This window comes from Kitasatospora sp. NPDC057904, assembly GCF_042887925.1.
Classification (GTDB): Bacteria; Actinomycetota; Actinomycetes; order Streptomycetales; family Streptomycetaceae; genus Kitasatospora.
Map to the genome: position 1 here is coordinate 285,241 of NZ_JBHVOL010000001.1, position 14,919 is coordinate 300,159.

11 protein-coding genes are annotated in these 14,919 nt (G+C 72.9%); 8 read left to right on the forward strand and 3 right to left on the reverse strand.

What is annotated here, in order from left to right; genetic code table 11:
- Positions 1 to 837 carry a hypothetical protein gene (locus ACFVSN_RS01395; RefSeq protein ID WP_387953580.1) on the forward strand — a complete coding sequence of 279 codons (837 nt, stop codon included), beginning with the start codon at positions 1 to 3 and terminating at the stop codon, positions 835 to 837.
- On the opposite strand, the gene ACFVSN_RS01400 is transcribed toward ACFVSN_RS01395, so the two are convergent.
- Both ACFVSN_RS01400 and ACFVSN_RS01405 read right to left on the reverse strand, forming a co-directional pair.
- Positions 828 to 2,972 (reverse strand): discoidin domain-containing protein, encoded by a 2,145-nt coding sequence (locus tag ACFVSN_RS01400; RefSeq protein ID WP_387596253.1) that lies wholly within the window; start codon positions 2,970 to 2,972, stop codon positions 828 to 830. The genes ACFVSN_RS01395 and ACFVSN_RS01400 overlap by 10 nt on opposite strands.
- A 255-nt stretch (positions 2,973 to 3,227) precedes the next feature.
- Positions 3,228 to 4,499: an ROK family protein gene (locus ACFVSN_RS01405; protein ID WP_387596250.1), complete on the reverse strand. Its 1,272-nt coding sequence runs from the start codon at positions 4,497 to 4,499 to the stop codon at positions 3,228 to 3,230.
- 137 nt (positions 4,500 to 4,636) lie between these two features.
- On the opposite strand from ACFVSN_RS01405, the gene ACFVSN_RS01410 reads away from it, so the two are divergent.
- The 7 genes from ACFVSN_RS01410 to ACFVSN_RS01440 all read left to right on the forward strand — a co-directional run bounded on the left by ACFVSN_RS01410 (position 4,637) and on the right by ACFVSN_RS01440 (position 13,499).
- Positions 4,637 to 5,938, forward strand: a complete 1,302-nt coding sequence (locus ACFVSN_RS01410; protein ID WP_387596248.1) for an ABC transporter substrate-binding protein — start codon at positions 4,637 to 4,639, stop codon at positions 5,936 to 5,938.
- A 1-nt stretch (position 5,939) separates the two neighbouring features.
- Positions 5,940 to 6,887: a carbohydrate ABC transporter permease gene (locus ACFVSN_RS01415; RefSeq protein WP_387596245.1), complete on the forward strand. Its 948-nt coding sequence runs from the start codon at positions 5,940 to 5,942 to the stop codon at positions 6,885 to 6,887.
- Entirely contained in the window at positions 6,884 to 7,726 is an 843-nt protein-coding gene (locus ACFVSN_RS01420) for a carbohydrate ABC transporter permease (protein WP_387596243.1), read from the forward strand. The genes ACFVSN_RS01415 and ACFVSN_RS01420 overlap by 4 nt, the downstream gene beginning before the upstream one ends.
- 46 nt (positions 7,727 to 7,772) lie before the next feature.
- The gene (locus tag ACFVSN_RS01425; RefSeq protein ID WP_380443066.1) at positions 7,773 to 9,128 is read left to right on the forward strand and encodes a GH1 family beta-glucosidase; all 1,356 of its coding nucleotides are present in this window, start codon (positions 7,773 to 7,775) and stop codon (positions 9,126 to 9,128) included.
- A gap of 102 nt (positions 9,129 to 9,230) precedes the next feature.
- Positions 9,231 to 10,517 carry an NAD(P)/FAD-dependent oxidoreductase gene (locus ACFVSN_RS01430; RefSeq protein WP_387596240.1) on the forward strand — a complete coding sequence of 429 codons (1,287 nt, stop codon included), beginning with the start codon at positions 9,231 to 9,233 and terminating at the stop codon, positions 10,515 to 10,517.
- Positions 10,518 to 10,711: 194 nt separating this feature from the next.
- On the forward strand, positions 10,712 to 11,302 hold the full coding sequence (locus ACFVSN_RS01435; RefSeq protein ID WP_387596237.1) for a hypothetical protein: 591 nt from the start codon (positions 10,712 to 10,714) through the stop codon (positions 11,300 to 11,302).
- 28 nt (positions 11,303 to 11,330) lie between these two features.
- Complete coding sequence (locus tag ACFVSN_RS01440) at positions 11,331 to 13,499, forward strand: bifunctional polysaccharide deacetylase/glycosyltransferase family 2 protein (RefSeq protein ID WP_387596234.1); 2,169 nt, start codon at positions 11,331 to 11,333, stop codon at positions 13,497 to 13,499.
- 142 nt (positions 13,500 to 13,641) lie between these two features.
- Here ACFVSN_RS01440 and tpx read toward each other — a convergent pair whose 3' ends face one another.
- Complete coding sequence (gene tpx, locus ACFVSN_RS01445; protein WP_359965739.1) at positions 13,642 to 14,142, reverse strand: thiol peroxidase; 501 nt, start codon at positions 14,140 to 14,142, stop codon at positions 13,642 to 13,644.
- Between the last annotated feature and the right edge of the window lie 777 nt (positions 14,143 to 14,919).

The window sequence follows — 14,919 nt, forward strand, 5'->3', positions numbered from 1 at the left end:
ATGAGTACCCTGTGCGGCATACACATCCTTGATGACCCCACAGTGTCGCCCCGGCTCCGCAGCTTCCTCTCACAGCGTGCTCGACGACATCCACCCACCCCTGCCGACCGATTCACGCACTACACGCCGACGGTCGACGACACCGGGTTCAAGCCTCCCACAGGCCCCGGGATCGTGGACGCGATGATCCGGTTCGAGGAGAGGTACGGCGGCCTGTCCTACTCACCGCGGGGCGGCAACGCCAGCGAGTACGGTCTCGATGGGGCTCCGTCCGCCCATTGGACGTCTCACGGCTGGGCCTTTCCCGGAATCCTCGATGGCCCCGGGACCTATCGGCTGGACGTCCTCGCGGACGGCCGCACCGCGATACCGGTACCGGGCTTGACGCACAGGCTGATCAACAGCAGCGTTGATCAGCGGTTGGAGGCCGACGCCCTATTGGCGGGTGTGTACCGGTGGCCGCACCTCGTCCTCCGGACTGCCACTCCCCTCGGAGTGGCCCCTTCCGTGGCCGAGGAGCACCTGCCGCCCCGCGTACGCGAGGCAACCGGGCCCGCCGACATGTGGTGGTCCGACGACAGGTCGGCGTTCCACCTGGAGCTCTACAGCTGGTGGACACCGCGGACGACCTGTGACACCTGGATCGTGCGGTGCTTCGCGGTGGACGGCGAGGCCCTTGGTCGAGCCGCCTCCGTCCTGCGGGCCGCAGTCCCCGGGCTCACCGGCGCCCACTTCGACTGGTGCTCGCTGTGCCGCCGGGGCGTAGACACCGGCGAACTCTGCCTACCCACCGTCCGCGGGGCCCGGCCGGGCCCCGCGGACGGCGCCTACGGGTAGGCCGTGACGGTCGACGGCGTGGTGGAGGTGCCGGTGGTCGCGGCGCCGGTGTCGTTGACGACGTGGTTGAACTGGCCCTTGCCGCCGAGCGAGACGACCAGGAGGTCGTGGAAGCGGACGTCGGGCCGCGTCGGCGTCTCGAAGGCGTGGTCCATGCGGATGGTCGGGTCGACGTTGAAGTAGCAGTAGCTCCCGAGGCCCCAGCCCTCGTGGACGGCGACCGCGTCGTCGACCTTGTAGGCGGCGAAGCCCAGGGTCGAACCGTTCTGGATGGCGGCCTGGTTGGGCGCGTCGTAGGCCTTCTCGTTCTGGAAGAAGATCGTGCGGCCGCGTTCGCCGGACCATTCGACGTCGTACTTCCTGAAGTGCTCCACGAACAGTCCGGTGCCGAGCACGTCGGAGCCGTGGACCACGAGGCCGTAGTCGGCGGGGTTGGTGTCCCAGCCGACGCCGGTGCCGTGGTCGGCCCGCCAGATCCAGGTGTGGTCGACGATCACGTTGGCGCTGTTGACGACGATGCCGCTCGTGGCCGCTCCGGCGCCGGCGCCGCCGACGCGGACGAACACGTCCTGGAGGGTGGTCGGGTCGGCGGCGTGGCCGGCGCCCGCGCCGTCAGGGCCGACCTGCACGAGGACGGGCGAGTTGACGGGCCCGGCGTCGACCAGGAGTCCGGCCAGCCGCACGCCGTCGACGTCCGCCACCTTGACGGCGGTCGCGCCGTTGTCGGGCACGAGGGTCGCCAGTCCGAGGCCGAGCACCACCGTGTCGGGCCGGGTGATCTCGATCGGCCGGTCCAGGTGGTACACGCCCGGAGTGAAGAGGAGGTCGAGCCCTTGGGCCAGGGCCGTGTTGACGGTCGCGGCGGTGGCTCCCGGCTTCACGACGTAGAAGTGGTTCAGCGGCCGCGACTCGCCCTGGAGGGCGCCGTCCCAGGAGACCCCGCGCGCATTGGTGCGCAGGGCCGGGACGAACACCTTGTAGTCCGCGCCGTCGAGGTAGAGGAAGGGCTTCTCGCGGGAGACGGGCGTGGTGTCCAGCGTGGTGTAGGGCGGGTTGGGGAAGCTCTGGGCCGGCGCGCCCTGGACGCCGGAGAAGACCTGGTTCCACACGCCGTTGGAGAAGCCGCCGATCGCGCTGTCACGGGTGTACCACTGCTGCTGCGAGTAGTTCCCGACGCTGCCGTCGATCCTGCTGTCCGCGATGTAGCCGCCGCTGGCCCACCCGTACCCGGCCGGGGAGAGGTTGAGGCCGCCGCGGACGTGCATGCGGCGGAACGGCGCGGCCTGGGCCACCGCCCAGCGGTCGGTGCCGTTGGCCGGGGTGAGGGCGAGGTTCTCGGCGGAGCGCCAGAAGTTCTGGGTGGCGTTGCCGTTGAACCAGCCGGCGTCGACCGTGACGTCGCCGTTGATCGCGGTGTCGTCGGGTTTCAGTCCCAGGCCGGCGACGGACGTGTAGAAGCCGAGCTGGAGGTTGAGGTTGCCGTAGGAGCCCGGTTTGAAGAGGAGGGCGTAGCGGTCGGTGCCGAACTGGTTGGACTCCTGCTGCTTGAAGACGCGGTCCGCGGTCGCCTGGATGTCGGGCGTCGAGGGGTCGAAGACCAGGACGTTGGGCCCGAGGTCGCCGCCGCCCTGGACGGGGGGCGCGTCGGAGGTGTTGACCTGGAACTCCCACAGCGAGTAGCCCCAGGCGGTGCCGCGGGCGAGCCCGTTCATGCGCACGTAGCGGCCGGTGCCGTTGACCGCGAGGGTCTCGGTGCCGCCCGTCCCGTGGTCGGTGGCGTACGCGGTGCGCCAGGTCGATCCGTCGTCCGAGACCTGGATCTGGTAGGAACGCCCGTACGCGGTCTCCCAGTCGAGGACGACGCGGCACACCTGGCGGACGCTGCCGAGGTCGACCTGGAGCCACTGGGGGTCGCTGAAGGCGGACGACCAGCGGGTGCCGGGGTCGCCGTCCACGGCCGCGGCCGCCGGTGTGCCCGCGTTCTCCGTGGAGGAGGCGGTGGCCGGCCGGCCCCGTGCGGCGTTGTCGGTCCCGCAGTCGGCGGCGGCCGTCGCCGCGGTCCTGGACGCGGCGGCCGCGGCCGGCGCCGATGGCGCGACGGCCGGTGCGAGTAACGCGAACAGGCCCAGTGCCATGGCCAGTCCCGTACGTCGGCGTGCTGAAGAACGCCTCATGGGCATGCCCCTCGGTGAGGTGGGTGGGGGCTCCGGCGGGGCGCGGCCGCGGCCCGTGGCCGGGCTCGCCGAGCCGCGCGATCGGGGGGTGCCGGAGAGCGGGGTCGGGGTGTCACCCGGTCGGCCGGCCGAGCCCGGCGACATCCCTGACGGGGAGTCTCCGGGCCGCCGCCGTACACTGTCAACCCTCCGACCGGACTTTCCTCACACCGTGAACTATGCGGTGGTGTCGGTCAGCTGAGCACCGGCCCGGGCCTGCCCGCCCGAATCCAGGAAGTCCGACAGCGGCAGTGTGGCGGCCCCCAGGGTGACCGCCTCCGGTCCCAGGGTGCCGAGGACGATCAGCGTGTGCTCCCAGGGGAACCGCAGGGCGTACTCGCCGGCGGCGGCACGGATGCCCGGCAGCAGCCGCGGGCCCAGCAGCAGGCCGGCCCAGCCGCCGATCACGATCCGCTCCGGATTGAACAGGTTGACGAGATCGGCGATCCCCGCCCCGAGGTACTCGGCGGCCTCGTCGAGCAGCCCCACCGCGCCCGGGTCCCCGGCCTCGGCGGCGGCCAACAACGCGGCCAGGCCCGACTTCTCGCCCCGGCAGGACGCCGCGGTGCTCCACCGCTCGACCAGCGCCCCGGCCCCGACGTAGGCCTCCAGGCAGCCGCGGGCACCGCAGCGGCAGCGGCGTCCGCCGACGTGGACCTTGGTGTGCCCCCACTCGCCCGCACTGCTCGTGGCCCCCCGGAAACGCGCGCCGTCGGCGATGACGCAGGCGCCCACGCCCGAACCGAGGAGTGCCACCACCGCGTGCCGGGCCCCGCGGCCCGCGCCGAACCACATCTCGGCCTGCCCGAGCGTCTTGGCGCCGTTGTCGACGAACAGCGGCAGGTCCGTGCCGGCCCGCAGCAGGCGGCCGAGGGGGACGGCGTCCCAGCCCAGGGTCTGGCTGTGCACGACGACGTGCGGCCCGTCCGTGCCGGGGGCGCCCTGCTCGACGATCCCGGGCACGCCGATCCCGACGCCGAGGACCTGCTCCGCGGCCGTGCCGGTGCGGTCGAGCACGTCGGCCAGCCCGGCGAGGATCAGCTCCGCCACCCGGCCGACGTCCCGGCCCCGGTCGGACAACGGCTGGTCGGCGGCGGCGAGTTCGGTGCGGGCCAGGTCGAACAGGGCGACCCGGACCTGGGTCTCGCCCACGTCGACGCCCACCAGCCGGGCGCGGCCCGGGGAGACCCGGAGCATGGTGCGCGGGCGGCCGCCGTCGGAGCCGACCGAACCGCACTCCTCGACCAGGCCGTCCGCCAGCAGTTCGCCGGTCACGTTGCTGACCGAGCCCGCGCTGAGGCCGGTGAGCGCGCCCAGTTCCTGACGGCTGAGCGGCCCGTCGAAGTACAGCCTCCGCAGCACCGCCGACCGGCTGCCCCGGCGCAGGTCCCGCACCGTGTTCCCGGCCCGCCCGGCCGCGGACACGCCCTTGTGTCCCGGTTCCATCATTCCTCGTCCCCTCGCTTGACGGACGGCTCCCCCGGTCGTTAAATCACGCCTTGAAGTAAGCCGCTGTACAGGGTACTTCGCCGCTCAAGGCAATCGACCGAGTCCGCCCGACCCTGTCCGAGAGGGGCACCACCATCATGCCCGCACGCCGCACCGCCGCGGTCACCTCGCTCGCCGCCGTCCTGGCCCTCGCCGCCACCGCCTGCGGAGGCGGCGAGGGCGCGGACACCGGCCCCGCCGCCCTCACCTACTGGGCGTCCAACCAGGGCACCAGCCTGGACAACGACCGCCAGGTGCTGGAGCCGGAGCTGAAGAGGTTCGAGCAGCAGACCGGGATCAAGGTGAAGCTCGAAGTCGTCCCGTGGTCGGACCTGCTCAACCGCATCCTCACGGCGACCACCTCCGGCCAGGGGCCGGACGTCCTCAACATCGGCAACACCTGGTCCGCCTCGCTCCAGGCCACCGGCGCCCTGCTGCCCTTCGACGCCGCCGCGATGGAGAAGACCGGCGGCAAGGACCGCTTCCTGCCCTCCGCCCTCGCCTCCACCGGAGCCGCGGGCAAGGACCCCGCCGCCCTCCCGCTCTACTCCATGGCCTACGGCCTGTACTGGAACAAGAAGCTGTTCGCCGAAGCCGGGATCGACCACCCCCCGACGACGTGGGAGGAATTGATCGCCGACGGGCACCGGCTCACCGCCGGCGACCGCCACGGCCTCGCCCTCGAAGGCGGCAGCCCCACCGAGGACGTCCACCACGCCTTCACCCTCGCCAAGCAGCAGGGCGCCGACTTCTTCGACGCCACCGGAAAGCCGACCTTCGACGGCCCCGGGACCGTGGCCGCCGTCAAACGGTACGTGGGGCTGCTCGGCACCGACCGGATCGCCGCGCCCGGCAACGCCGAGTACGCCAACAACCAGTCCGTGACCGACTTCGCCACCGGCAAGGCCGCGATGCTGATGTGGCAGTCCGCCGGCGCGAACCTCGCCTCGCACGGCATGAAACCCGAGGACTACGCCGTCGCCCCGCTGCCCGCGCCCGCCGGCGCCACCGGGGACCGCGCCACCGCCTCCATGGCCGCCGGCATCAACCTGGCCGTCCTCCGCAGCAGCCACAACACCGACGGCGCGCTGAAGTTCGTGACGTTCATGACCGGCACGGACGAACAGATCCGGCTCAACCGGGCCTACGGCTCCATCCCGCCGGTCAAGGACGCCCAGAACGACCCGGCCTTCGCCACCCCCGAACTCAAGACCCTCTCCGACGTGCTCAGGACCAGCGCCGCCCCGCTCCCCCAGGTCCCGGACGAGAGCCAGTTCGAGACGCTGGTCGGCACCGCCGTGAAGAACCTCATGGGCGCCGCCGCCGCGGGCAAACCCCCCACCGACGACACGGTCAGGGCCGAACTGGCCAAGGCCCAGCAGCAGATGCCGGCCCACTGACGTGACCACCACGCCACCGGCCCGTCCGGCCCCGCCCGACCGCAGCGCCCGCCGCCGCGCCGCCCTGCCCTACGTCCTCCTCCTGCCCGCCCTGCTCCTCGAACTGCTCGTCCATCTCACGCCGATGGTCGTCGGCGCGGCGATGAGCCTCAAGCAGCTCACGCAGTTCACCATCCGCGACTGGTCCGCCGCCCCCTGGACCGGCCTCGACAACTACCGCACGACCGTCGACATCAACGCGCCCGTCGGCCGTGCGCTGCTCCACTCCTTCGGGATCACCTGCGCCTTCACCGTCCTGACCGTCGGCCTGTCCTGGCTGATCGGCACCACCGCCGCGATCCTGCTCCAGGACGCCTTCCGGGGCCGCGGACTCCTGCGCGCCCTGTTCCTGCTCCCCTACGCGCTGCCGGTGTACGCGGCCGTCATCACCTGGTCGTTCGTGTTCCAGCGCGACACCGGCCTGCTCAACCACGTCCTCCACGACCAGCTCCACCTCGTCGACGACAAGCCCTTCTGGCTGCTCGGCGGCAACAGCTTCGCCGCCCTGGTCACCGTCGCCGTCTGGCGCAGCTGGCCGTTCGCGTTCCTGACCGTCACCGCCGGCCTCCAGAACATCCCGCGCGAGCTGTACGAGGCGGCCGCCCTGGACGGCGCCGGCATCCGGCAGCAGATCCGCCGGATCACCCTGCCGTCGCTGCGCCCGGTCAACCGCGTCCTGGTGCTCGTGCTGTTCCTGTGGACGTTCAACGACTTCAACACGCCCTACCTGCTGTTCGGCCGGTCCGCCCCCGAGGCCGCCGACCTCGTCTCCGTGCACGTCTACCAGTCCTCGTTCGTCACCTGGAACTTCGGCGCGGGCTCCGCCATGTCGGTGCTCCTGCTGCTCTTCCTCCTGCTGGTGACGGCCGCGTACCTGCTGCTCACCGCACGCCGAAGGAGCGCGCGATGATCGGGGCGTCCGCGTCGTTCCGGTGGCTGCGCCGGGTGCTGCTCGCCGCGCTGGCGGTCTTCGCGGCCACGCCGGTCCTGGTGATGGTCTCCAGCTCGCTCAAGCCCCTCCAGGACGTGCAGGGCCCGTTCCGCTGGATCCCCAGCACCGTGACGCTCCGGCCGTACGCGGACATCTGGCGCACCGTGCCGCTCGGCCGGTACCTCGTCAACTCGCTGATCGTCGCGGGTGGTTCGACCGTCTGCTCGGTCCTGGTCGCGATCCTCGCCGGGTACGCGGTGAGCCGCCACCGCTTCCGCGGCCGCCGCCTGTTCACCGTCACGGTGCTGTCCACCCAGATGTTCCCGGGCATCCTGTTCCTGCTGCCGCTGTTCCTGATCTTCGTGAACCTCGGCAACGCGACCGGGATCGCCCTGTACGGCAGCCGCGGCGGGCTGATCCTCACCTACCTCACCTTCTCGCTGCCGTTCTCGATCTGGATGCTGGCCGGGTACTTCGACTCCATCCCCCGCGACCTGGACGAGGCCGCCCTGGTCGACGGGTGCGGGCCGGTGCGGGCGCTGGTGCGGGTCGTCGTCCCGGCCGCGCTCCCCGGCATCGTGGCCGTCGCCGTGTACGCCTTCATGACGGCGTGGGGCGAAGTGCTCTTCGCCTCGGTGCTCACCGACGACCAGACCCGCACGCTGGCCGTCGGCCTCCAGGGCTACGCGACCCTCAGCGACGTCTACTGGAACCAGGTGATGGCCGCCTCCCTGGTGGTGAGCGTGCCCGTCGTCGCCGGATTCCTGCTACTCCAGCGCTTCCTGGTCGCCGGCCTGACCGCCGGCGCCGTCAAATGACCACACCTCCGGCCCGCCGGACACCCCCTCGCCGAAAGGCACACCCGTGACCGACCTCAGCGACCTGCCCGCCGACTTCCTGTTCGGTGCCGCCACCGCCGCCTACCAGATCGAGGGCTCGGTGGACGCGGACGGACGCGCACCGTCCATCTGGGACACCTTCTCGCACACCCCCGGCAGGATCGCCGCCGGCGACACCGGTGACACCGCCTGCGACCACTACCGCCGCTGGCCGCAGGACGTCGCCCTGATGCACCGCCTGGGCCTGGACGCCTACCGGTTCTCCATCGCCTGGCCGCGCGTCGTGCCGCTGGCGGACGGCACGGTCAACCAGGCCGGGCTGGACTTCTACGACCGCCTCGTCGACGGCCTCCTCGACGCCGGCATCGTCCCGTTCCCGACGCTCTACCACTGGGACCTGCCCCAGGCCCAGCAGGACCGCGGGGGCTGGCCGGCCCGCTCCACCGCCGAGCGCTTCGCCGAGTACGCGGCGGTGGTCGGCGCACGCCTCGGCGACCGCGTCACCCACTGGGCCACCCTCAACGAACCCCTCTGCTCCGCCTGGATCGGCCACCTGGACGGCACCATGGCGCCCGGTCTCACCGACCTCACCGCCGCCGTCCGCGCCTCCTACCACCTGCACCTGGGCCACGGCCTGGCCCTGGCGGCCCTGCGCTCGGCCGTGCCCGGCGCGCAGATCGGCATCGTCAACAACCTCAGCCCGATCGAGCCCGCCACCCGCTCCGCGGCCGACCGGGCCGCCGCCGCCCGCGCCGACGGCCACGTCAACCGCTGGTGGCTCGACCCCGTCCTCGGCCGCGGCTACCCGGCGGACATGCGGGCCGAGTACGGCGTCGACCTGCCCGTCCGCCCCGGGGACCTGGAGCTGATCGCCGCGCCCCTCGACTGGCTCGGCCTCAACTACTACTTCCGCCAGGTCGTCGCCGACGACCCGCACGGCCCCGCCCCCCGCTTCCGCCAGCTGCCCGGCCCCAACCCCCGCCACACGGCCATGCCCTGGGAGGTCCACGCCTCCGGCCTCGAACAGCTGCTGCTGCGGCTGACCCACGACTACGGCGTCCGGCGGATCTACGTCACCGAGAACGGCTCCGCCTACCCCGACACCGTCGCCCCCGACGGCAGCGTGCACGACCCCGAGCGCACCGCCTACCTCCGGGACCACCTCGCGGCCTGCGCCCGCGCCGCCGCCCGGGGAGCGGCACCGGCCGGGTACTTCGCCTGGTCGCTGCTCGACAACTTCGAGTGGGCGTACGGCTACGACAAGCGGTTCGGCCTGGTCCACGTCGACTACCCGAGCCAGCGGCGGACCGTGAAGACCAGCGGCCGCACCTACGCCGACCTCATCGCGGCCCACCGGACGCGCCGCCGGGAGGATTCCTGAAGCGTTCCGGCCAAAGGGACTTGACAGCGATTCACGTTCCTGGGAGCAGTGGCACTGCACCACCGCCACGAACAGCGCCACTCCGAAGGGGGACATCAGCAGATGACCGGAGCCGGAAGCACGGAACACGACTACACGGAACGCGACTACGACGTCGTCATCAGCGGAGCCGGCCTCGCCGGCAGCGCCGCGGCGATCCTGCTCGCCCGGCGCGGAGTCCGTGTCGCCCTGCTGGAACGCCGCTCGGACCCCGGGGCGTACAAGGTCCTGTGCACCCACTCCCTCACGGCCAACGCCTACCCGGTGCTGGACGAGCTCGGCCTCATACCCGCCCTGGAGGAGGCGGGTGCCGTTCGCAACGAGGCCCGCTGGTACACCCGCTGGGGCTGGATCGAACCGGGCGCCGCACCGGGCCCCGAGCTGCCGTACGGGTACAACGTGCGGCGCAGCACCCTCGACCCGATCATCAGGTCCCGCGCGGGGCAGACCCCCGGCGTCGATCTGCTCCTCGGCCACCAGGTGACCGGGCTGATCCAGGAAGGCGGACGGACGGTGGGGGTGCGCGCGTCGACGCCGCAGGGCGAACGTGAGCTCCGGGCCCGCCTGGTGATCGGCGCCGACGGGAAGGACTCGGCCGTGGCGAAGCACGCCGGGGTGCCCGCGCGGCTGCACGAGAACACGCGGTTCGCGTACTTCGCGCACTTCCGCGGCCTTCCGCTGCCCGGCGGGATCGCCCACACCTGGTTCCTCGAACCCGACATGGCGTACGCGTTCCCCAACGACGACGGGGTCACGGTCGTCGCGGTCGTCCCGGACAAGAAACGGCTGCCGGGCTTCCGCAAGGACCTGGAGGGCAGCTTCACCGCCTTCGTCCGCGCCCTGCCCGAGGCGCCGCCCATCGACTCCGCCGAGCGCGTCTCGAAGATCATCGGCGTGCTCGACTACCCGCTGGTCGACCGCACGCCGGCCGCACCGGGCATCGCGTTCATCGGCGACGCCGCCCTGACCAGCGACCCGCTGTGGGGCGTGGGCTGCGGATGGGCGCTGGAGTCCGCGACGTGGCTGACGGAGGCCGTGGCCCCGGCCGCCGCCGGGCGCGGCGACCTCGACCGGGCGCTGGCGGCGTACGCCCGCACGCACCAGCGCCGGATGCGCGGCCACCAGTTCCTGGCCGCCGACTTCGCCAAGGCCCGCCCGTTCAACCCGCTGGAGCGGCTGATGTTCTCGGCGGCGGCGCGCGACGGATCGCTGGCGCGGCACATGCACCGGTTCGGATCCCGCCTGATCGGCCCGATGCGCTTCCTGAACCCCGTGGCGATCGCCCAGGCGTCGGCCGTCAACATCAAGCACCGCGCGACGGCCGCTGGGAGCGCTCCGACGGATCGCTGAGCCGGCACGAACCCCGGTTCCGTCCCGGTGCCCCACCGGGCCCGGGCGTCAAGGCGGAATCCGGCGGGGAGGGTGTGACGGAACTCCGGCTCCGGGCGCTGAACAGATCACGACCAGTGCACCGTCGGCTCACCCGTGACCCGTAGGTGCGGCCCTGACAGCCCTGTGAACCGAGAAGACCTGGACCCGACACCGTGCCCGTCACACCGTACGAACCGTGGCCGACCGCCGAACACGTCCCGTTCACCGGGGACGGAGCGGGCGAGGCCACCGTCGAACTGCCCGCCGTCTCCGACGCCGAGCCGCCGCCCCCGCCCGTGTTCGTGGACTCCTCCGGCCGCCGCCAGCGCAGGATCCGCCGCCTCGGGGTGGCACTGGCCGTACCGGCCGGCGGGTACCTGGCCCTGCTGGCGAGCGCGCTGCTCGGCGGCCCGACGGTGAACGCGCCGTTCCTGCCGCTCCCCCAGCCGCCGGCACCGAGCGCGCCGGACCCGACGGCCGCGCCGTCCGACGCGCCCACCGCAGGGCCGGTGGCCGCGGCCGCACCCAGTGAGCACCCGAGCGCGGCGCCCACCCACCCGCGGGCCGTCACCCCGGTCAGCGTCCAGCACCCGTCGGCCACCAGCCCCGCGGCACCGAGCGCGCCCGCCGGCCCCACGGCCACCACGGCCACCACGGCGCCGGCCCCCACCGCCACGCCGTCGGAGCACCCGAGCCCCACCCCCGGGCACGGCCGCCCCAGCGCCCCGCCGGGGAACCCGAACGGCCACCCCAACAAGCAGTGACATCCGCCCACCCACCGAGAGCCGCACGATGAGCACCGCCCGCCGACGAAGAACACCCGCCCCCACCCGCGCGTCCGCCCGCCGAGGCCGGCGCGGCGTGGTCCGCCAGCGCCCGCTGCGCACCCACTGGCTCCTGCTGACCGCCCTGCTGCTGACGCTCACCGGCGCCCTCGCGCTCCAGGGCTACACCCAGCACAGCTTCGACGACCGACCCGACCAGGCCGCCACGCCCACGTCCGCCGACGCGGTCCCGGCAGCCGTCCGCGACGGCGGTCCGGTGATCGACACCGCGGGCCCGCAGCCGCGCAACGCCGCGCCCGGGCCCGGCACCGTCGCCCTCACCTTCGACGACGGCCCCGACCCGACGTGGACGCCGCAGATCCTCGACGTCCTGCGCAAGGAGGGGGTGCACGCGACGTTCTTCGTGGTCGGCACCCAGGCCGCCGCCCATCCCGACCTGATCCGGCGGATCGTCGCCGAGGGCCACCAGATCGGCGTGCACACCTTCACCCACACCGACCTCGGCCCGGCCCCCGCCTGGCGCCGCTCGCTGGAACTGCGCGAGACCCAGCTCGCCCTCGCCGGATCCGCCGGGGTGACGAGCTCGCTCCTGCGGCCGCCGTACTCCTCCAGCGCGGACGCCCTCGACGACCGCGAGTGGGACGCCGTCCAGCAGGCCGGGCGCTCCGGCTACCTGACCGTGCTCACCACCCAGGACAGCGAGGACTGGCAGCGGCCGGGAATCCCGCAGATCCTCAAGGCGCTCGACGACCGCCCGGGCGGCCCCGGGCAGGTCATGCTGATGCACGACGCGGGCGGGGACCGCTCACAGACCGTGGCCGCCCTGAAGACCCTGCTGCCCGAACTCAAGTCGCGCGGCCTGCGCTTCGCCACCGTCAGCCAGGCCGTCGGCCTGTCCGACCCCGTCCACCAGGCCGGAACCGCCGACCGTCTCCAGGGAACCGCCCTGATCTGGATCCTCCGGAGTGGGAACTGGGTGCTCACCGTCCTGGGCTGGCTGCTGTGGGCGGCCGGCGCGATCAGCGTGCTGCGGGCCGTCGCCGTCCTGGTGGCCGCCCGCCGGCACAAGCGGCTGCGCCGCCGCCCGTGGGGACCGCCCGTCACCGAACCGGTCAGCGTCATCGTGCCCGCGTACAACGAGTCCGCCGGGATCGAGGCCGCGCTGCGCTCGCTGCTCGCCTCCGACCACCCGGTGGAGCTGATCGTGGTCGACGACGGCTCGACCGACGGCACCGCCGACCTCGTCGAGTCGCTCGGCCTCCCCTACACGCGCGTGATCCGGCAGGAGAACGCGGGCAAGCCCGCCGCGCTCAACACCGGCATCGCGGCCGCCCGCGCGGAGCTCCTGGTGATGGTCGACGGCGACACGGTCTTCGAGCCCGACGCCGTCCGCCACCTCGTCCAGCCGTTCGCCGACCCCTCGGTCGGCGCCGTGTCCGGCAACGCCAAGGTGATCAACCGCGGCGGCCTGCTCGGCCGTTGGCAGCACATCGAGTACGTGGTCGGCTTCAACCTGGACCGCCGCCTGTTCGACCTCGCCGAGTGCATGCCCACCGTCCCGGGCGCCGTCGGCGCGTTCCGCCGCTCAGCCCTGCTGGCCGTCGGCGGCGTGGGCGAGGAGACCCTCGCCGAGGACACCGACCTCACCATGGCCTTCTGCCGCGCCGGCTGGCGGGTGGTCTACGAGGAGCGCGCCAAGGCCTGGACCGAGGCCCCCGCCTCCCTGGGCGCCCTGTGGCGTCAGCGCTACCGCTGGTGCTACGGCACGCTCCAGGCGATGTGGAAGCACCGCGGCGCCCTCGTCCAGCGCGGACAGGCGGGCAAGCTCGGCCGGCGCGGACTGCTCTACCTGCTGATGTTCCAGGTGCTGCTGCCCCTGCTCGCCCCCGTCGTCGACGTCTTCGCGCTGTACGGGGTCGTCTTCCTCGACCCCGTGCGGATCATCGGAACGTGGGCGGCGTTCCTGCTGGTCCAGATGCTGATGGGCGCGTACGCCTTCCGGCTCGACAAGGAGCGGCTGGGACCGCTGTGGAGCCTGCCGCTGCAGCAGTTCGTCTACCGGCAGCTGATGTACCTGGTGGTGATCCAGTCGGTCTTCACCGCGCTGGCCGGCTCCCGCCTCCGCTGGCAGCGGATGCAGCGCTACGGCACCCTCCGGGTCCCGGCGGGCGGCTGAAACCAGGGGCCCCTGAAGCCGGTGGGCCCCTGAAGCCGGTGGGTCCCTGAAGCCGGTGGGCCGCCGAAACCGGTGGTCCGCCGAAACCGGTGGGCGCGGCCGGGGAAACCGGCCGCGCCCACAGGTCGGAGCGGGAGGCGCCTTACTTCAGGGCCGACAGGGCCGCGTCGTAGTTCGGCTCGTCGGCGATCTCCGCCACGAGCTCGGTGTGCAGGACGTTGTCGTTCTCGTCCAGCACGACGACGGCGCGCGCGGTCAGGCCGGCCATGGCGCCCGCGGCGATGTCGACGCCGTAGGCGGCGTGGAAGTCGCGGTTGCGGAAGGTGGAGAGGGTCTTGACGTTCTCCAGGCCCTCGGCGCCGCAGAAGCGGGCCTGCGCGAACGGCAGGTCGGCCGAGATGCACAGCACGACGGTGTCGCTGAGCTCGTTGGCCTCGGCGTTGAACTTGCGGACGGAGGCCGCGCAGGTCGGAGTGTCGACGCTGGGGAAGATGTTGAGGACCTTGCGCTTGCCCGCGAAGTCCTTCAGCGACGCGTCGACGAGACCGGCACCGACGAGGGTGAACGAGGGCGCCTGGCTGCCCGACTGCGGCAGCTCGCCCGCGACCTGAACCGGGTTGCCCTTGAGGGTGACCTGAGCCATGAGGGTTTCTCCTCCAGATGGACCTGCTACGAAACGGCCACACCGCGAACCGTCTCGGGTGACCGGGGAACACGAAGATCCTACTGAGTGCGCCGAGGCGGTGGGAGTGCGTGCCCAGCCACCGGACACCCGCGCGGCCGACACGCCGGTGTACGGCCGCGCGACTGAACCTGTCCGCCCTTGGACCGAACGGCCGCAGGTGCCCGGCGCGCCTGTTGGTTGACGAAGTACCGCGGGGAGATCCTGACGGCGGCCGGAGGGCGCCACGCGTGTCCCCGGTCGGGCCGCCCGATCGAAGTCCGCCGCGCATTGTGCCGTCCCCCTGGGAGGTGTGGAGCTCATTCCCCGGTCCCCAGAGGTCGAGCGGCTGCTGCCGGCAGGCACAGGACGCGTCCGCCCCGGCCGGTGGGTGCGTACGGCGGGTGCGGTCGCGAGCGTGGTGGCCGTGGGCGTGCTGGTGGGCGGGGCGTCGGCGGCGGGCGCCGGGCACCACGGTGGTGGGCATCCGGCGGGCCCGGTGGCCGGTTTCTGCGTGTGCCTCCGGGTGGGCGGGACCGCTCCGGTCGAGGTCACCATCGCTCCGGAGCGTGACCACCACCGGCCTCCGCACCAGCATCACCGGCCGTGCCCCACCTCTGCGCCGACGCCGACGCCGACGCCATCGCCGACGCTTTCGGACAGCGCCGGCGCCGGGCGCCTGGACGGCGACGGCGACGGCGACGATGACGAGCGCGGTGGCCACCACCACGGTGGTCACCACCATCACCATCATCACCA

Excerpts from the sequence above, each read along its gene's own strand:
- ACFVSN_RS01420 (WP_387596243.1), top strand. The coding sequence starts at position 6,884 with ATGATCGGGGCGTCCGCGTCGTTCCGGTGGCTGCGCCGGGTGCTGCTC.
- ACFVSN_RS01395 (WP_387953580.1), top strand. The coding sequence starts at position 1 with ATGAGTACCCTGTGCGGCATACACATCCTTGATGACCCCACAGTGTCG.
- ACFVSN_RS01410 (WP_387596248.1), top strand. The coding sequence starts at position 4,637 with ATGCCCGCACGCCGCACCGCCGCGGTCACCTCGCTCGCCGCCGTCCTG.
- ACFVSN_RS01430 (WP_387596240.1), top strand. The coding sequence starts at position 9,231 with ATGACCGGAGCCGGAAGCACGGAACACGACTACACGGAACGCGACTAC.
- ACFVSN_RS01405 (WP_387596250.1), bottom strand. The coding sequence starts at position 4,499 with ATGATGGAACCGGGACACAAGGGCGTGTCCGCGGCCGGGCGGGCCGGG.
- tpx (WP_359965739.1), bottom strand. The coding sequence starts at position 14,142 with ATGGCTCAGGTCACCCTCAAGGGCAACCCGGTTCAGGTCGCGGGCGAG.
- ACFVSN_RS01440 (WP_387596234.1), top strand. The coding sequence starts at position 11,331 with ATGAGCACCGCCCGCCGACGAAGAACACCCGCCCCCACCCGCGCGTCC.
- ACFVSN_RS01400 (WP_387596253.1), bottom strand. The coding sequence starts at position 2,972 with ATGGCACTGGGCCTGTTCGCGTTACTCGCACCGGCCGTCGCGCCATCG.